The organism is Antarcticimicrobium luteum, from assembly GCF_004358185.1.
Classification (GTDB): Bacteria; Pseudomonadota; Alphaproteobacteria; order Rhodobacterales; family Rhodobacteraceae; genus Antarcticimicrobium; species Antarcticimicrobium luteum.
On record NZ_SMUV01000074.1, the window covers coordinates 238,726 to 254,797 of the forward strand.

Here is a 16,072-nt window from a genome sequence, read left to right on the forward strand (position 1 = left end):
CCGATGGCGGACTGGCTCGGCCCGGAAGAATGGCAGGCGGTGGCGCTTTCGCTGAAAGTGTCGCTCTGGGCCATTGTGCTGAGCCTGCCCTTCGGCATTCTCACCGCCTATGCGCTGGCGCGCTGGAGCTTTCCGGGCAAACAGGTGCTGAACGGCATCGTCCACCTGCCGCTGATCCTGCCGCCGGTTGTCACCGGCTATCTGCTGCTGCTCACCTTCGGCCGCCGCGGCCCGGTGGGCGGCCTGCTTGACGACTGGTTCGGTCTGGTCTTCGCCTTCCGCTGGACCGGCGCGGCGCTGGCCGCCGCAATCATGGCCTTTCCGCTGGTGGTCCGGGCGATCCGGCTGGCGATAGAGGCGGTCGATCCCCGGCTGGAACAGGCCGCCGCCACGCTGGGCGCGCCGCGGCTCTGGGTCTTTGCCACCGTCACCCTGCCGCTGATCCTGCCCGGCGTCATCGCCGGGGCGATCCTCGGCTTTGCCAAGGCGATGGGCGAATTCGGCGCCACCATCACCTTTGTCTCCAACATCCCCGGCCAGACCCAGACCCTGCCCTCGGCGATCTATACCTTCCTGCAGGTCCCCGGCGGCGACGCCTCCGCGCTGCGCCTGGTGGCGGTGTCGGTCGCGGTGGCGATGGCGGCGTTGACGGTCTCCGAGGTGCTGGCGCGGCGGGCGGCGAAACGGGTCTCCGGCGCATGAGCCTTGAGGTCGACATCACCCATCCGCTGGCCGGGTTCGATCTGCGCGTGGCGTTCGAGGCGCCCGGCGGGGTCACCGCGCTGTTCGGTCGCTCCGGCGCCGGCAAGACCACGGTGATCAACGCCATCGCCGGGCTGCTGCGGCCGCAGGCCGGGCGCATCCTTCTGTCGGGCGTTCCCCTGTTCGATGCCAAGGCCCGGGTGAACCTGCCGGTCCACCGCCGCCGGCTAGGCTATGTGTTCCAGGACGGGCGGCTGTTCCCGCATCTCTCGGTGCGCCAGAACCTGACCTATGGCTGCCGTTTCGCGCCGCGCGGCGAGCCTGGCCCGGGGCTGGACGAGGTGGCCGATCTGCTGGGCCTCGGCCCCCTGCTCGACCGGCGGCCGGGCGCGCTTTCGGGCGGCGAGAAACAGCGCGTCGCCTTTGGCCGGGCGCTGCTGGCACGGCCCGGGATGCTGCTGATGGACGAACCGCTCGCCGCACTGGATGCCGCGCGCAAGGAAGAGATCCTGCCCTATCTCGAACGGCTGCGCGACCAGAGCGGGCTGCCGATCCTCTATGTCAGCCATTCCGTGGCCGAGGTGGCGCGGCTGGCCACCACCGTGGTGGTGCTGGAGGCGGGCCGCGTCGTGCGCGCCGGACCCGCCGAACAGGTGTTGTCGGATCCGGCCATGGTGCGCCAGTTCGGCCTGCGCGAGGCCGGTGCGGTGCTGCCCGCACATATCGCCCGCCATCACGCCGACGGGCTGACCGAACTGGCGGTCTCCGGCGGGCGGTTGTTCCTGCCCGAGATGGACCAGCCGCCCGGCACCCGCACCCGGGTGCGCATCCTGGCCCATGATGTGATCGTGGCCGACCGCGCGCCCGAGGGGCTGTCGGCGCTGAACATCCTGCCCGGCGAGGTGGTCGCCCTGCGCGAAGGTCAGGGGCCAGGCGTGGTGGTGCAGATCCGCTGCGGCGGCGACCTTCTGCTCGCCCGCGTCACCCGGCGCTCTGCCGAGGCGCTGGCGCTGGCCCCGGGGCGCCGGGTCTATGCGGTGATCAAGACAGTCTCGATTGCGCGCACCGACGTCGGGGCGGGCTGAGCCGCCGCCCCCTGCCGGAACCCGAACCCGCCCGTTCTCTTTTCTTTGAAAAATACTCAGGGAGGGTCGCGCGCCGGTGCGGCGGGGGGGCAGCGCCCCCGTCCCGCTGACCCGGGCGCGCCCGGGCTCAGGACATTCCGAGCGCTTCCTTGTACATCTCCAGCACCGCCTCTTCCTCGGCGATGTCATCCTTGTCGCGCTTGCGCAGCGCGATCACCTTGCGCATCACCTTGGTGTCATAGCCGCGCGCCTTGGCCTCGGCCATCACCTCTTTCTGCTGGTCGGCGATGTCTTTCTTTTCCTGGTCCAGCCGCTCGAACCGCTCGATGAACTGGCGCAATTCGCCCGCGGTCACGCGGTAATTGGCCTCGGCCTGGCTGTCGTCCACTGAGTCCATTGTTCTGCTCCGCTCGATGGTCGGGATTTGCGAGTACCCGCCGGGATACCCGCCCCGCCGCGCTGCCGCAAGACGGGAATGACGCCGCCGGTGCCGCAATCGTGCTTGCGCCGCGCCGATGCAGCGCTTATCCACGGTCCTGCTTTGGTTCGGCGGCTTCGGTCGCCGTGAAAAGGGAACGCGGTGCGATCCGGCTTGGGATCAATTCCGCGACTGCCCCCGCAACTGTAGGCGGAGAGCGGGGCCGGCAAATACCACTGAACCCACCCGGGTTCGGGAAGGTCCGGCCCAGCGATGACCCGCAAGTCAGGAGACCTGCCAAGGCGATCACCTTCATTTGGCGCGGGGTGCGTCAGGTGGGCGGCGTTCGAACCGTAGTGGTGATGACCAACTCACCGTTTGCGGAAGAGCGCGTTCAATCCGTGCCTTTCCAGACATCAGGAACGACAGGACCGGAAAGGACCACGACAATGAAGATATTCCTCGCCACCGCCTCAGCCCTCGCCATCTGCGCCGGCGGCGCAGCCCGCGCGCAGGAGGTCTATGACCTGGGTGAGATCACCCTCTCCTCGACCAAGGCCGGGGGGGCCACCCCCCTCGACCGGACCGGCGCCAGCGTCCAGGTGATCACCCAGGAAGACCTGGAGAAGGCCGACGAGACCACGCTGGCCGAGTATCTCGCCCGCCAGCCCGGCCTTTCGGTCAGCGCCAATGGCGGCGTCGGCGCCAATACCACGCTTCGCATCCGCGGTCTGGACGGCAAATACATCAAGGTTCTGGTCAACGGCATCGACGTCACCGACCCCAGCTCGACCCAGGCGCAGTTCAACTGGGGCGGGCTGACCACCGCCAATCTGGGCCGGGTTGAGATCCTCAAGGGGTCGAGTTCGTCTCTCTACGGCTCGCGCGCGGTTGGCGGCGTGGTCAATATCTCGACAATCAAGCGCCCCGATGAACCTGGCAGCAAGGTCACGCTGAGCCTCGAGGGCGGCAGTTACGAGACCTACCGCGCCGCGGCGGGCATTACCTATACCGGCGCGCGCGGCGGTGTGACCTTCGGCATCGACCGGATCACCACCGACGGGTTCTCGTCCAAGAGCGGCGCCGGCAGCACCGAGCCGGACGGCTATCGCGGCACGCAGATCACCTTTTCCGCCGATACGATGGCGACCGAGACGCTCAAACTCGGCCTCTCCGGCTATGCGCTCGACAGCGAGGGGGAGTTCGACGAATTCCTCGGCGACGGCGCCCCGCCCTATGACGAGAAAAACAGCACCAAGACCCGCGCCATCCGCACCTTTGCCGAGCTGAGCGCCGGCGCGGTAGATCACACGCTGTCCTTTACCTATCTCACCACCGACCGGGTCAGCAGCTCGAACGGGGTCGACACCTTCTTCGACGGCGAGCGCAAGCGGCTGGACTACACCGGCCGCTACATCGCCTCGGACCTGCTGACACTGACCTTCGGCACCGACTGGGAGGAGGAGAGCTTCACCTCCGGCACCGATTCAGGCAGCGTCGAGACCACCGGCCTGTTCGGCGAGGTTCTCTATGCCCCCACCGCCGATCTCGACCTGTCCGCCTCGGCGCGTCTGGACGATCATTCGACCTTTGGCAGCCATGTGACCGGCCGGCTCGCCGCCGCCTATCGGCTGACCGGCGCCACCACCCTCCGCGCCGTCGCCGCGACCGGGTTCCGTGCCCCGTCGCTCTACGAGCTTTACAGTACGCTTTACGGCAATCCGGCGCTGCAACCCGAGGAAAGCACCAGCTTCGAGCTGGGCCTGGAGCATGAGTTCAGCGCCGGGCGCAGCCTCAGGGCAACCGCCTTTCACACCCGGATCGACAACCTGATCCAGTTCGTCACGCTGACCTCATGGCCGCTGCCCTTTACCGGGCAATACCAGCAGGTGCCGGGCGAATCGCGCACGCAGGGGGTGGAACTTGCGGCGGAATGGGCCATGAACGACTGGCTCGGCCTGTTCGGCAACTACACCTATACCGATGCCGAGGACGCCACCGGTGCGCGGCTGTTGCGGGTGCCGGGGCATGACATGACGGTTGGGCTGACCGGCGATTTCTCGGGCGGCTGGTCGGGCAATGTGAACCTGCGCCACGTCGCCGACCGCCCGGCGGAATTCGGCACCGTGATGGGGGATTATACCGTGGTCAACGCCGGCGTAAGCTATGCGTTCACCGACAATGCCGAGGGGTATCTGCGCATCGAGAACCTGCTGGATGAAACCTATGAGACGGCGGCCGGATACCAGGCGTCGGGCCGGGCGCTCTATGCGGGGCTGCGTGCGTCCTTCTAGGGTCATATCCCTGATCGCCGCGCTGGTGCTGACCGGCGCGGCGGCCTTGGCCGGAACCGCACCCGCGCCAAAACGGGTGGTTTCGGTCAATCTTTGTACGGATCAGCTGGCGCTGCTGCTGGCCGCGCCGGGCCAGATCCTGTCGCTGTCGCACCTGTCGCAGGATCCCGACAGCTCGTCCATGGCCGAGGCCGCCCGCGCCTATCCCACCAACGGCTCGGGCGCCGAGGAGGTCTATCTGCTGGCCCCCGATCTGGTGCTGGCCGGCAGCTTCACCGCCGCCAGCACGGTGCAGATGCTGCGCACTCTGGGCATCCGGGTGGAGATCTTTGCCCCGGCGCAGTCGCTCGCGGATGTTCCGGAGCGCATCGCCCAGATGGGCGCCGCGCTGGGGCGCGAGGCAGAGGCGGCGGCGCTGATCGCGCGGTTCCGCGCCGATCTGGACCGGCTCAGTGCGACGCCGGACCGCCGGCCGCGCGCGGCGCTCTATTATGTCAACAGCTATACCGTGGGCGACCGGACGCTGGCCGGGGACATCCTGCGCGCGGCGGGATTCGCCAATGTCGCCGGTGAGGCCGGGCTCGCCCGGGGCGGCACACTGCCGCTGGAACAGCTGATCTTGCTGGCGCCGGATGTGATCGTCAGCGGCCGCGACTATCCCGGCCAGTCCCGCGCCGAAGAGGTGCTGGATCATCCCGCGCTGCGCGCCCTGCCCGGCACCCGCGTCGCCGGGACGCTGACCGACCGCGACTGGATCTGCGGCACGCCCATGGTCCTCTCGGCGGTGGAAAAGCTGCGCGATCTGCGGCTGTCGCTGGAGGGAAATGAATGAGGCTGGCGCTGGGTCTTTCGCTGCTTGTCGCGGCACTGTTCGTCGCCTCGCTGCTCAGCGGCCAGGCGCCGGTGGGCGCGAAAGAGAGCCTGGCGGCGCTGATCGCGGGGGACGGCACACCGCTGTCGGTGGTGATGCGCGAGATCCGGCTGCCGCGGGCGCTGCTGGCGGCGATGATCGGCGCCGTGCTGGGCCTGTCGGGCGCGGCGATGCAGGGCTATCTGCGCAACCCGCTGGCCGAACCGGGGCTGATCGGCGTCTCCGGCGCCTCGGCGCTGGGTGCGGTGCTGGCGATCCAGACCGGGCTCAGCCTGATGTTTCCGCTGGCCCTGCCGCTGGCGGCGCTGGCCATGGCGGTGCTGGCGGTGCTGCTGATCCTCATGCTGGCGGGCCCGCGCGGCGCCTCGATCACGCTGATCCTGGCCGGCATCGCCATCTCGGCGCTGGCCGGCGCGCTGACCTCGCTGGCGCTGAACCTCTCGCCCAACCCGTTTGCGGCGGCCGATATCGTGTTCTGGATGATGGGCTCGCTCGCCGACCGCAGCTTTACCCACGTCTGGCTGGCGCTGCCGTTCATGGCCATCGGCGCGGCGCTGCTGGCGAGCCTCGGGCGCGGCCTTGACGCGCTGACGCTGGGCGAGGATGCGGCGCAGGCGCTGGGGGTGAATCTGCCCGGCCTGCGGCTGCGGCTGATCCTCGGCACGGCGGCCTGCGTCGGCGCGGCGACCGCGGTGGCCGGCGCGATCGGCTTTGTCGGGCTGGTGGTGCCGCATCTGCTGCGTCCGGCGGTCGGCGCGCGGCCCTCCGCCCTGCTCTGGGCCTCCAGCTTAGGCGGCGCGACGATGGTGCTGGCCGCCGATATCGCGGTGCGCGAACTGCTGCCCGCGCGCGACCTCAAGCTGGGCGTGCTGATGGCGCTGGTCGGCGCGCCGCTGTTCCTGCACCTGATCTACAAGACGCGGAAGGAGATGGCATGAGCCTGCTGACCCTGCGCGATCTGACGGTGCGGCGCGGCGATTGCCCGGTCGTCGATCACGTCTCGCTGACCGTGACGGGCGGCGAGTGCATCGGGCTGATCGGCCCCAACGGCGCCGGCAAGACAACGCTGCTGCGCGCGGCACTGGGCCTGCTGCCGGCAAGCGGCGAGAGTACGCTGGCCGCCCTTCCCGCCGCCCTGCGCGCCCGGGCGGCGGCCTGGATGCCGCAGGCGCGCGAGATCGCCTGGCCGGTGACGGTTGAGCGGCTGATCGCGCTGGGGCGCATCCCGCATCTGCCGCGCGGCGCGCGGCTGCGGCCCGAGGACCGGGCGACGGTGGATGCCGCCATCGCCCGGATGGGTCTGGAGAGTTACCGCGACCGCATCGCCACCCAGCTTTCCGGCGGCGAACAGGGGCGGGTGCTGATCGCCCGGGCGCTGGCGCAGGAGACGCCCCTGCTGATCGCGGACGAGCCCATCGCCGGGCTGGATCCGGCGCATCAGATCGCCACGATGGAGGTTTTTGCCGGTCTCGCGCGCGAGGGCCGCTCGGTCATCGTGTCGCTGCATGATCTCGGGCTGGCGGCGCGGCACTGCACAAGGCTGATGATGATGGAGCGGGGACGGCTGGTGGCCGATGGCCCCCCGGGCGAGGTGCTGACGCCCGAAAACGTGGACCGGGTGTTCGGCGTCCTGGCCTATTACGAGCAAACCGCGCAGGGCCCGGTGTTCCAGCCGATGCGGGTGACGCGATGAGGGTCACGCTGGACCGCCCCTGGCTGGAGCTGGACCTGGGCGACGAGGTGCGGGTGCTGAGCTGGTCGCTGACCCGCCCCGGGTTCGTTTCGGCGCAGCGGATCGTCTGGCGCGAGGTGCGCAATGCCGATCTGCCAGAGGATCTGGACGTTCTGGCCTGGTACCGAGGCGAATTGGCGGCGCGCGGCGCAGGCGATGCGGTGGCGATGCTGACCTCGCGCGATCTGGATGCCTTCGAGACCGCCGAGGCGCAGGTGGAGGGCGTCCGCGCCTTTTGCCTTGCCACCGTGGGCCTCAGCAACGCCGAACGCGTCGGCACCCGTATGGACCGCAGCGGCAAGGACTGGGGCACCATCAACATCGCGCTGCACCTTGATCTGCCGCTGAGCGACGCGGCGCTGCTGGAGCTGCTGTCGATCGCCGCCCAGGCGCGCACGGCAGCGGTGATGGAGGCGGGCCACCATCTGCCCACAGGGTTGGCCACCGGGACCGGGACCGATTGCATCGCGGTGGCGGCGCCGCCGGGGGATGCCCCCTTTGCCGGGCTGCACACGCCGCAGGGCGAGGCGGCGGGCCGCGCGGTGCATGACGCGGTGCGCAAGGGCGCGGAGTTCTGGATGCGGCATGTGCGGCGGCCGGACGATCCGTAAGGGCACCTGCTCCAAGATCCCCGTCATCGCGGCGAACGCCTGCTCCCCCGAAATCAGCGCGCAACAAAGGGCAGCGCCCGGCCGCGGGTGGTCGCGTCTTCGCTGTGAGACCGTCACTTTATGGCGACCCCAACTTCGGGCGTCAGTTCTGAGCGCAACAGTCAGAGTAGCGCCCGCCCATGGGGGCGGTCGGGCGCTGCCCGGCGCCTTCGGCGCTATTCGGGCAAGGAGAGCCCCTTCTCCTTGGATGCCTTCCTCCCCCACGCCGACTTGCGCCGCCTGCCCCGATCCGTTACCGGCAAGATCAACGCAAAACCGGGGGAATAACCCATGTTCGACATCATGATCTGGGCCGGCGTGGCAATGTCGCTGGCGGGGCTGGCCGGGTTGATCTGGTGCATCCTGCGGGTTGGCCACGCCCGCCGCGCCAAAATCTCCGACGACGCCATGCGCGCGGTGCTGAAATCGGTGCTGCCGATCAACCTTGGGGCGCTGGGCCTGTCGATCCTGGGGCTGATGCTGGTGGGGCTGGGCGCGTTCCTCGGCTGACCGGCCGCGCGCCAAGCCGCCGGAGCCCCCCTGTCAGACCGGAAAAAATCGCATCGGCGAATTTCAGACCGGCAAATTGTCAAACCGCGCCTCGACCGCCTCGTCGGTCAGGCATGCCTCGAGGCGGCGCAACCGCTGCGGCACCTGGGCGCCCGCGCTCTCCAGCCGGGCCAAAATCTGGCTCAACTGCGGTTGCAGGGCCTGGCGCAGCTCCCGATCTGCATCGGCGATCTGGCGTTCGAGGTGTTCGGCCTCGGCGATAATATCCTGTTCTGTCATGACATCCTCCCCTGTCGTCCCTAATCTGGTCCCTATCTGGCACGAGCATATGACATCTGCGCGAAATCGCCCGGAGATTCCCGGCCGGACCCGGTGATCGGCGCGTTCCTGCCACTGAATTGCGCGGGTTCCTTGACCGGTGCACAGTGATGCGGCACCAATTTCGGGGTGCCCGGTCGGCCCGGCGACCTTTTCGGCGACGCTTCAGGCAACGGCGGGCCGGTCCAGATCATCCTTGCAACACATTCGGCTTAAACTATATGTTTTCCGAAAGCCAATGGAGATCCCAATGACCCCCTTTGTGAAAGCCTTCTTCGACGAAGCCACCTTTACGGTGTCCTACGTCGTCCGCGAGCCGCATGGCAAGGCCTGCGCGATCATCGACAGCGTTCTGGATTTCGATAACGCCTCGGGCCGCACCGACACCAAATCCGCCGATGCCGTCATCGCCTATGTTCAGGGCGAAGGCCTGAACGTGGAATGGATTCTGGAAAGCCATGTGCATGCCGACCACCTGTCGGCGGCGCCCTATATTCAGGAAAAGGTCGGCGGCAAAATCGGCATCGGCGACCGCATCACCGTCGTGCAGGACACCTTTGGAAAGGTGTTCAACGAAGGCACCGAGTTCCAGCGCGACGGCAGCCAGTTCGACGCGCTGTTCAAGGAGGGCGACAGCTTCATGATCGGGCAGATGCGCGGCGACGTGCTGCACACCCCCGGTCACACGCCGGCCTGCCTGACCTATGTGGTCGGCGATGCGGCCTTTGTCGGCGACACGCTGTTCATGCCCGATTTCGGCACCGCGCGCTGCGACTTTCCGGGCGGATCCTCGGAAACGCTCTACAACTCGATCCAGAAAATCCTGGCGCTGCCCGACGAGACGCGAATCTTTGTCGGCCACGACTACAAGGCGCCGGGCCGCGACGAATACGCCTGGGAGACCACGGTGGGCGAACAGAAGGCGCTGAACATCCACGTCGGCCAGGGCAAGAAGATCGAGGACTTCGTGCAGATGCGCGACGCCCGCGACGCCACGCTGGCGATGCCGCGGCTGATTCTGCCCTCGCTGCAGGTCAACATGCGGGCCGGCCAGATGCCGCCCGAGGACGAACAGGGCGATGTCTTTCTCAAGATTCCGGTGAACAAGCTGTAACGGCGGCTCACCAAAAGGGTTCCGGCGGCGGGCCGGTCTGATCCGCCACCGGGAAAACGCGCGAACAACAGGGGCAAGAACATTATCATGGAAACAGACTGGATCTGGGGCCTGGTCGGCGGATTGCTGATCGGGACGGGGGGCGCCGTATATCTGCTTGGCAACGGGCGGATCATGGGCGCCTCGGGCATCATCGGCGGGCTGGTTGACGGCAGCGGCTGGAACACGTTCTGGGAACGGGCGGTGTTCCTGTTCGGCGTGGTCGTCATGCCGCTGATCCTGTGGCCGCTCTATAACGTCGAGATCGACACGCATATGACCACGAACTGGACGGTGATCATCGCCGCCGGTCTGCTCGTGGGCGTCGGCACGCGGATCGCCAACGGCTGCACCTCGGGACACGGGGTTTGCGGCATCTCGCGGTTCTCGCTGCGGGGCATCACCGCCACCGTATTCTACATTCTGGCCGGCGGTCTGATGCTGGCGATCTTCCGTCACGTTCTGGGGGTGGTCTGATGCGTATTCTGCTGTCTCTTCTGGCCGGTGCGCTGTTCGGCGGCGGGCTGTTCGTTTCCGGCATGACCGACACCACCAAGGTGCAGGGCTGGCTCGATGTCTTTGGCAACTGGGATCCGACGCTGGCCTTTGTCATGGGCGGTGCGATCATCCCGATGTTCATCGCCTGGCGGCTGACCCCTGGGCGCAGGCCGCTGGTGGGCGGCGAGTTTCCCAGCCTGCCGCGCCCCGAGCTGGATCATCGGCTGATCACAGGCTCGGTGCTGTTCGGCATGGGCTGGGGACTGGCCGGTCTCTGCCCGGGTCCGGCTGTCGCCTCGATCACCTATAACGGCATGGGTGGGCTGATCTTCATGGCCGCGATGCTGGTCGGCATGGGGGCGGCCCCCGCGGTCGGGCGCGGTCTGGACAGGATGTCGGCGGCGGCGTAAGTGTCGGGCATGGATATTCGCCCCCTTGCCCCCGGCTATGCCGTTTCGCCGCAGATCTCGGTCGAGGATCTGCCCGCCATCGCTGAAGCAGGTTACACTATGGTGATCTGCAACCGGCCCGATGCCGAGGTGCCGCCGGAGCTGGGCAGCCACGCCATGCGCGATGCGGCCGAGGCGCTGGGGCTGAGCTTTGCCGCCCTGCCGCTGGTGCAGGAGACGCTGACACCGGAAAACGGGGTGCGGCAGCTAGAAACCATTGCCGACGCCACCGGCCCGGTGCTGGCCTATTGCCGCAGCGGCACCCGCTGCACAGTGATCTGGGCCCTGGGCCAAGCCGGACAGATGCCGGTGGACGAGATCCTGCAAAAGGCGACGGCGGCGGGCTATCAGCTGGACGGGATGCGTCCGGCGCTGGAACAGCTGGCGGCGGCGCGCGGCTGAACCGGCAGAGTTGAAGTAAATGAAAAGCGGCCGCTGGGCCGCTTTTTCAGTCTGTGCCCATCGCATAACCCGACACGGTGAGGGCCCTGCCCGCCGCGCGCAATTGGCTTGGCGGACGGACTGCCGCGCCGCCCCCTACTGCGCCGCCATCTGCCCGGCCAGCGGCAGGGTCACGCGGAAGGCGCCGCCCGACTGTCCGGGCAGATAAACGATATCGCCACCCAGCCGCAGCATGATCTCGCGCGAAATCGCCAGGCCGAGCCCGGCACCGCCGGCCTTTTCCGCATTCACGCGAAAGAATTTTTCAAAGACGGTGGATTGCACCTCGGCCGGGATGCCGCTGCCGTTATCGATGAAATCGACCACCGCCTGCCCGCCCACGTCATGGACCGAGATCGTCAGCTCCGGGTTCGGCGCATCGCAGTATTTTTGCGCGTTGGCGATCAGGTTGATAAAGACCTGCGCAAGCCGGTCCAGATCGGAGCGGACCTGCACCGTCTCGCTGATCCGCCGGCGCCGCACCGCCAGCGACGCCTCGGCACCGGCCAGCGCCGAGGCAACGGCACGATCCAGCACCTCCGCCAGGATGCCATCGCGCATGTTGAGGCTGACCTGCCCGTTCTCGAGCACGCTCAGATCCAGCAGATCGTCCAGCAGCCGGGTCAGGCGCAGCGCCTCGTCATGGATGATGGTGGCATAGCGCACCTTGTCCTGCGTATTCAGCCCGTCATTGTCACGCAGGATCTCGGAAAACGCCCGGATCGAGGTCATCGGCGTGCGCAGCTCATGGCTGATCTGCCCGAGAAAGGCATCCTTCTGCAACGATATCTGGGTGAGTTTCTCATTCGCCTCGCGTAGCTGTTTCGCGGTGCGTGCCAGTTCGCCCGATTTCACCTCGAGCTGGCTGGAGTATTCCATCAGCTGGGCGCTCTCGTCCGCGACCGCCAGCAGATCTTCGACCGAAACCGAGGAGCCGCCGACGATCTGGCCGATCATCGCATGTGCCGCCGCCGCGCCCACCGAACCGCTGAGTTCGCGCTCCAGCCGCTCCAGGAACAGCGGCGTCGGTTCGGGCAGATGGCCGCGCCCGCCCTGCAATGCCGCCTCGCTCTGGAACAGATCCTGCGCCTCGCGCGCGCCGAGGATCCGCTGCGACATGATCATCAGATCCTCGCTCTGCGCGACCGAGCCGGTCCAGCCGCGCGGCCCCGCCGAATGGTCGAACACATTGACGAACTGCGCCCCCTGCAACCGCTCCAGCGGCGAGGGAAAGCTCAGCAGCGAGGCGGCGCAGAAGGCCGCGGTATTGAGCAGCATGCTCCACATCACCGCATGTACGATGGGGTCGAGCCCCTGGATTCCGAACAGCGCCTGCGGCCGCAGCCAGCCGATGCCAAAGGGCCCATCGCTGAGCACCCAGTCGGGCATCAGACCGCCGCCCAGCCCCGGCAGCAGCAGCGTGTAAAGCCACAGCGCGAAGCCGACCGTGAGACCGGCCAGCGCGCCGCTGCGCGTCGCCCCGCGCCAGAACAACCCGCCGACCAGCGCCGGCAGAATCTGGGCGATGCCGGCGAAGGAGATCAACCCGATCGAGGCCAGCGCAGCACCGCCGCCCGACAGCCGGAAATAGAAATACCCCAGCGCCATGATCACCGCGATCGATACCCGGCGCGCCAGCAGGATCACATGGCGCACGTCGCCCGAAACCGAGGCGCGGTCGGATTGCGACGACAGCCAGATCGGCATCACCAGGTGGTTCGACACCATCGTCGACAACGCCATTGCGGCGACGATCACCATCGAGGTGGCCGAGGAGAAGCCGCCGAGAAAGGACAGCATCGCCAGCGTCTCGCGGCCCTGGCTCAGCGGCACGGTCAGCACGAACATGTCCGGGTTGGAGCCCTCGGGCATCACCTCGAGGCCGACCACGGCGATCGGCACCACGAACAGGCTGATCAGCAGCAGATAGGTGGGAAAGGCCCAGGCGGCGGTGCGCAGGTGGCGTTCATCGTCATTTTCGACCACCATCACCTGGAACATCCGCGGCAGGCAGACAAAGGCCGCCACGGCGAGAAAGGTGATGGTGGCCCAGCGGCTGCCGTTGACCTTCCATTCCCCGATCGGCGAGGCGTCGATGCGGGCCATGGTCTCGCTCACCCCGCCCGACAGGCCCCAGACAACGAAGATCCCCACCGCGAGCAGCGCGATCAGCTTGACCACCGCCTCCAGCGCGATGGCGGTGACCACGCCGTGATGGCGTTCGTTGGCATCGAGGTTGCGGGTGCCGAAGAGGATGGCAAAGACGGCGAGCCCGGCCGCCACCCAGAACACCACCGAGGCATCGCTGTAGGCCCCCACCGGCGCCTCCTCGAAAAAGATCGAGAACGACAGCGTGATGGATTGCAGTTGCAGCGCGATATAGGGGGTGATGCCCACCACGGCGAGTACGGTGACGCAGATCGCCAGAAGATTGGATTTGCCGTAGCGGGACGAGATCAGGTCGGCGATCGAGGTCACCCGCTGGCTGCGGCCCACCCGCACCAGCTTGCGCAGGCCCCACCACCAGCCCACCATCACCAGCGTCGGGCCGAGATAGATGGTGACATATTCCAACCCCGAGCGCGCCGCGTAGCCGACCGCGCCGTAAAAGGTCCAGGCGGTGCAATAGATCGACAGCGACAGCGTATAGACCAGCGGCGAGCGCAGCCAGGTGCTGCGGCCGGTGGCGGCCAGCCGGTCGGCGGCGAAGGCGACGATGAACAGCAGCGCCACATAGGCCAGACAGACCAGCACCATCAGGTTCAGCGTGGCCATTATCCGCGCTCCCGCTGGGGGGGCTCGGCCTCGTCGTCGTTGCGTCCCTGCCCCTGCCCCGACCAGCCGCGGGTCAACAGGCCGAACCAGACATTGCCCAGGATCAGCAGCGCCCAGACCACGAAGATGTAGCGGATGGCGCGCGAGGTGGGCACCGGCGCCGCGGTGCCGGCGTCCTCGGCCCCCGGCCACAGCAAGGGCACCGCGAAAAGCAGCGCCCCCAGCACCGGCAGCAGCCGCGCCGCGTCCATCAGACGGCGCCGGCGATAGGTCTGACGTTCAAGAAACACCGCCGGCGCCTTGCGTTCCGACCGCTCGCCGTCGCCGTCGCCTGTCATGTCCGCGAGGCCTGCGCGTACAGGTCGCGCACGGCAGTTACCACCTCGGCATTGGAGAACGGTTTGGTCATGAAGCGGTTGACGCCCGCCTTCTCGGCCATCTCGCGGTCGCGCGACTGGCCGCGCGCGGTGAGCATCAGCACCGGCAGATCGCGCAGCCCGTCGCTGTCGCGCAATTCGCGCAGGATATCCATGCCGCTTTTGCCCGGCAGCATGACGTCGAGGATCACCAGATCCGGTTTGGCCGCGCGGATCACCTCGATGGCGTCGCGGCCATCGGCGTGGGTATCGACCGTCCACCCCTCGCGCGTCAGCAAAAAGCGGATCGCCTCGGTGATATTGGCTTCGTCCTCGATCAACAGAACATGTCGGCCCATGCCATTCCACTCCTCCCCTGACGTGTCAGCCTGGCCGCGCTAACAGTTTGTTCTTGCTTTGCGTCAGCATAGCCAAGCGGCGCGCGGCCTGTCAAAACCCTTCGCTCAGGATCGAAGGCTCGCGCCGCGCGTCGCAGCCGCTGCGCGGACAGACCCGACAGGTCCCCCCCACCGGCTGCGCCGCCGCCGCGGTCCCCTCGCCGTGCCGCAGCGGCAGAATAAGCATGATCGAGCGGTAGAGCGGATCGCGGTCGAACCCGGGCGGCCCATCCGGCCAGGCCACCGCCAGGCAGTCGAATTCGGCCACGGCCCGGCCCAGTTGCGACACCCGCCGGCGGATCGGCACCAGCGGCCGGCTCAGCGCGGTGAACAGCGGCCACAGCGGGCAGGCCTCGCCAAAGCGCGGCAGGGCAAAGCCGGTGATCGCCTTGCGGAACAGGATGCTGCCGGAGGCGTCGCAGATCACCAGCCCCACCTCGCCCGGCAAGGCCGCCTCGGGCAGGGCCGCGATGCGCCGGAACACCGCCGGAAGGTCCACGTCGAAGGCCGCCGCCAGCGCCAGCGGATCGAGCCCCTGCACCTTTACCGCGCCGGCAAAAGGCTCCAGCGGCATCGCCGCGGCATCGGCGAGGTACTGGCCGAGAACCGCGCGCGCCACCTGCCGCGCCGCCCTGCCGGTCAGCTCGGGCGCGGCCGCGACGATGGCATCGGGGTCTGCGGTCCCGGCCTCCAGCGCCGGGAAGTGGTGGCCGTTGGCGGCCATGAAGGCCTCGACCTCCTCCTGCGGGGCGCCGCGATGATCTTCGCCGGTCGCGCTGTCATCGAGATAGTTGACCAGCGCCTTGGAACTGTCGGCCAGCCGCGCGCTGTCCTCGTTCAGGTTCTTGTGGAACCGGTCGCGCCATTCCGGCTCCAATTCGCCGGTCTCGGCCAGAATCGAGGCGGTGGAGCGGATCGCCGCGGCGGTCGACAGCACCTCGTGCAGCGAGGCCGCCAGCCGGGGATCGTGGGTCAGCCGGTCCGAGAGGGTTTCCACCGTCCGCTCCAGCGAGGCAATGCGGCGATGCGACCAGGACAGCACCTCGGCCCAGCCGGGAAACCGGCCGGCGAACTCCTCGGCGCGGTCGGTCTCGGCGGTGGCGAGCCCGGCCTCGTCCGCCGCCTCGCGCAGGGTCGCGATCAGCGCCGCCTCGGCCCCCTCGGTCAGCATCGATGGCTCCACCCCCAGCACCTCGGCAAGATCGACCAGCAACTTGCCGCCGATTCTGCGCCGGTTGTGCTCGATCAGGTTGAGATAGGAGGGCGAAATGCCCACCTGCCTGGCCAGATCGGCCTGGCGCAGCCCCTTGATTGCGCGCCGCTCGCGGATGCGGCTGCCGGTCAGCGTGTCGCGGGGCATCGCCTCTCGCTCCTTTTTTCAGCGGTTTTTCAACGCCTTTCTGCGCTGCGACATAAGGATTT

The 16,072-nt window shown here is 68.1% G+C and carries 18 protein-coding genes and 1 riboswitch; of the genes, 12 read left to right on the top strand and 6 right to left on the bottom strand.

Annotation, left to right across the window (positions count from 1 at the left end; genetic code table 11):
- The first annotated feature begins 3 nt into the window (after positions 1–3).
- Together modB and modC are read left to right on the top strand one after the other, a co-directional pair.
- Positions 4–702 carry a molybdate ABC transporter permease subunit gene (gene modB, locus E1832_RS21200; protein ID WP_133361778.1) on the top strand — a complete coding sequence of 233 codons (699 nt, stop codon included), beginning with the start codon at positions 4–6 and terminating at the stop codon, positions 700–702.
- Positions 699–1,787, top strand: coding sequence for a molybdenum ABC transporter ATP-binding protein (gene modC / locus E1832_RS21205; RefSeq protein ID WP_133361779.1), 1,089 nt, complete (start codon positions 699–701; stop codon positions 1,785–1,787). The genes modB and modC overlap by 4 nt, the downstream gene beginning before the upstream one ends.
- A 127-nt stretch (positions 1,788–1,914) precedes the next feature.
- Here the strand turns inward: modC and E1832_RS21210 are convergent, their stop codons facing one another.
- Positions 1,915–2,184 carry a DUF2312 domain-containing protein gene (locus tag E1832_RS21210; protein WP_133361780.1) on the bottom strand — a complete coding sequence of 90 codons (270 nt, stop codon included), beginning with the start codon at positions 2,182–2,184 and terminating at the stop codon, positions 1,915–1,917.
- Positions 2,185–2,312: 128 nt separating this feature from the next.
- Positions 2,313–2,521, top strand: a riboswitch (cobalamin riboswitch).
- A 133-nt stretch (positions 2,522–2,654) separates the two neighbouring features.
- Between E1832_RS21210 and E1832_RS21215 the strand changes: the two genes are divergently transcribed.
- The 6 genes from E1832_RS21215 to E1832_RS21240 all read left to right on the top strand — a co-directional run bounded on the left by E1832_RS21215 (position 2,655) and on the right by E1832_RS21240 (position 8,262).
- Entirely contained in the window at positions 2,655–4,499 is a 1,845-nt protein-coding gene (locus E1832_RS21215; RefSeq protein ID WP_165978946.1) for a TonB-dependent receptor plug domain-containing protein, read from the top strand.
- On the top strand, positions 4,486–5,331 hold the full coding sequence (locus E1832_RS21220) for an ABC transporter substrate-binding protein (protein WP_245514075.1): 846 nt from the start codon (positions 4,486–4,488) through the stop codon (positions 5,329–5,331). The genes E1832_RS21215 and E1832_RS21220 overlap by 14 nt, the downstream gene beginning before the upstream one ends.
- Complete coding sequence (locus tag E1832_RS21225) at positions 5,328–6,308, top strand: FecCD family ABC transporter permease (RefSeq protein WP_133361783.1); 981 nt, start codon at positions 5,328–5,330, stop codon at positions 6,306–6,308. The genes E1832_RS21220 and E1832_RS21225 overlap by 4 nt, the downstream gene beginning before the upstream one ends.
- Complete coding sequence (locus tag E1832_RS21230) at positions 6,305–7,063, top strand: ABC transporter ATP-binding protein (protein WP_133361784.1); 759 nt, start codon at positions 6,305–6,307, stop codon at positions 7,061–7,063. Before E1832_RS21225 ends, E1832_RS21230 begins: the two co-directional genes overlap by 4 nt.
- On the top strand, positions 7,060–7,713 hold the full coding sequence (locus E1832_RS21235) for an adenosylcobinamide amidohydrolase (protein ID WP_133361785.1): 654 nt from the start codon (positions 7,060–7,062) through the stop codon (positions 7,711–7,713). The genes E1832_RS21230 and E1832_RS21235 overlap by 4 nt, the downstream gene beginning before the upstream one ends.
- A 330-nt stretch (positions 7,714–8,043) precedes the next feature.
- Positions 8,044–8,262 (top strand): hypothetical protein, encoded by a 219-nt coding sequence (locus tag E1832_RS21240; RefSeq protein WP_133361786.1) that lies wholly within the window; start codon positions 8,044–8,046, stop codon positions 8,260–8,262.
- 63 nt (positions 8,263–8,325) lie between these two features.
- On the opposite strand, the gene E1832_RS21245 is transcribed toward E1832_RS21240, so the two are convergent.
- Entirely contained in the window at positions 8,326–8,541 is a 216-nt protein-coding gene (locus E1832_RS21245) for a hypothetical protein (protein WP_133361787.1), read from the bottom strand.
- A gap of 289 nt (positions 8,542–8,830) precedes the next feature.
- On the opposite strand from E1832_RS21245, the gene E1832_RS21250 reads away from it, so the two are divergent.
- From E1832_RS21250 to E1832_RS21265, 4 genes are all read left to right on the top strand, one after another.
- Positions 8,831–9,694, top strand: coding sequence for an MBL fold metallo-hydrolase (locus tag E1832_RS21250; RefSeq protein ID WP_133361788.1), 864 nt, complete (start codon positions 8,831–8,833; stop codon positions 9,692–9,694).
- Positions 9,695–9,781: 87 nt separating this feature from the next.
- Positions 9,782–10,210, top strand: a complete 429-nt coding sequence (locus tag E1832_RS21255) for a YeeE/YedE family protein (RefSeq protein ID WP_133361789.1) — start codon at positions 9,782–9,784, stop codon at positions 10,208–10,210.
- A complete protein-coding gene (locus E1832_RS21260; RefSeq protein ID WP_133361790.1) occupies positions 10,210–10,641 on the top strand; it encodes a DUF6691 family protein in 432 nt (143 codons plus the stop codon). Before E1832_RS21255 ends, E1832_RS21260 begins: the two co-directional genes overlap by 1 nt.
- A 9-nt stretch (positions 10,642–10,650) precedes the next feature.
- Entirely contained in the window at positions 10,651–11,082 is a 432-nt protein-coding gene (locus E1832_RS21265; RefSeq protein ID WP_133361791.1) for a protein tyrosine phosphatase family protein, read from the top strand.
- 135 nt (positions 11,083–11,217) lie between these two features.
- Here the strand turns inward: E1832_RS21265 and E1832_RS21270 are convergent, their stop codons facing one another.
- From E1832_RS21270 to E1832_RS21285, 4 genes are all read right to left on the bottom strand, one after another.
- Positions 11,218–13,896 carry a sensor histidine kinase gene (locus E1832_RS21270; protein ID WP_133361792.1) on the bottom strand — a complete coding sequence of 893 codons (2,679 nt, stop codon included), beginning with the start codon at positions 13,894–13,896 and terminating at the stop codon, positions 11,218–11,220.
- On the bottom strand, positions 13,896–14,234 hold the full coding sequence (locus E1832_RS21275; protein WP_133361793.1) for a hypothetical protein: 339 nt from the start codon (positions 14,232–14,234) through the stop codon (positions 13,896–13,898). Before E1832_RS21275 ends, E1832_RS21270 begins: the two co-directional genes overlap by 1 nt.
- Positions 14,231–14,611, bottom strand: coding sequence for a response regulator transcription factor (locus E1832_RS21280; RefSeq protein WP_133361794.1), 381 nt, complete (start codon positions 14,609–14,611; stop codon positions 14,231–14,233). Before E1832_RS21280 ends, E1832_RS21275 begins: the two co-directional genes overlap by 4 nt.
- 91 nt (positions 14,612–14,702) lie before the next feature.
- Entirely contained in the window at positions 14,703–16,010 is a 1,308-nt protein-coding gene (locus tag E1832_RS21285; protein ID WP_133361795.1) for an XRE family transcriptional regulator, read from the bottom strand.
- Positions 16,011–16,072 lie beyond the last annotated feature (62 nt).

Excerpts from the sequence above, each read along its gene's own strand:
- modB (WP_133361778.1), top strand. The coding sequence starts at position 4 with ATGGCGGACTGGCTCGGCCCGGAAGAATGGCAGGCGGTGGCGCTTTCG.
- modC (WP_133361779.1), top strand. The coding sequence starts at position 699 with ATGAGCCTTGAGGTCGACATCACCCATCCGCTGGCCGGGTTCGATCTG.
- E1832_RS21210 (WP_133361780.1), bottom strand. The coding sequence starts at position 2,184 with ATGGACTCAGTGGACGACAGCCAGGCCGAGGCCAATTACCGCGTGACC.
- E1832_RS21215 (WP_165978946.1), top strand. The coding sequence starts at position 2,655 with ATGAAGATATTCCTCGCCACCGCCTCAGCCCTCGCCATCTGCGCCGGC.
- E1832_RS21225 (WP_133361783.1), top strand. The coding sequence starts at position 5,328 with ATGAGGCTGGCGCTGGGTCTTTCGCTGCTTGTCGCGGCACTGTTCGTC.
- E1832_RS21230 (WP_133361784.1), top strand. The coding sequence starts at position 6,305 with ATGAGCCTGCTGACCCTGCGCGATCTGACGGTGCGGCGCGGCGATTGC.
- E1832_RS21235 (WP_133361785.1), top strand. The coding sequence starts at position 7,060 with ATGAGGGTCACGCTGGACCGCCCCTGGCTGGAGCTGGACCTGGGCGAC.
- E1832_RS21240 (WP_133361786.1), top strand. The coding sequence starts at position 8,044 with ATGTTCGACATCATGATCTGGGCCGGCGTGGCAATGTCGCTGGCGGGG.
- E1832_RS21245 (WP_133361787.1), bottom strand. The coding sequence starts at position 8,541 with ATGACAGAACAGGATATTATCGCCGAGGCCGAACACCTCGAACGCCAG.
- E1832_RS21250 (WP_133361788.1), top strand. The coding sequence starts at position 8,831 with ATGACCCCCTTTGTGAAAGCCTTCTTCGACGAAGCCACCTTTACGGTG.
- E1832_RS21255 (WP_133361789.1), top strand. The coding sequence starts at position 9,782 with ATGGAAACAGACTGGATCTGGGGCCTGGTCGGCGGATTGCTGATCGGG.
- E1832_RS21260 (WP_133361790.1), top strand. The coding sequence starts at position 10,210 with ATGCGTATTCTGCTGTCTCTTCTGGCCGGTGCGCTGTTCGGCGGCGGG.
- E1832_RS21265 (WP_133361791.1), top strand. The coding sequence starts at position 10,651 with ATGGATATTCGCCCCCTTGCCCCCGGCTATGCCGTTTCGCCGCAGATC.
- E1832_RS21270 (WP_133361792.1), bottom strand. The coding sequence starts at position 13,896 with ATGGCCACGCTGAACCTGATGGTGCTGGTCTGTCTGGCCTATGTGGCG.
- E1832_RS21275 (WP_133361793.1), bottom strand. The coding sequence starts at position 14,234 with ATGACAGGCGACGGCGACGGCGAGCGGTCGGAACGCAAGGCGCCGGCG.
- E1832_RS21280 (WP_133361794.1), bottom strand. The coding sequence starts at position 14,611 with ATGGGCCGACATGTTCTGTTGATCGAGGACGAAGCCAATATCACCGAG.
- E1832_RS21285 (WP_133361795.1), bottom strand. The coding sequence starts at position 16,010 with ATGCCCCGCGACACGCTGACCGGCAGCCGCATCCGCGAGCGGCGCGCA.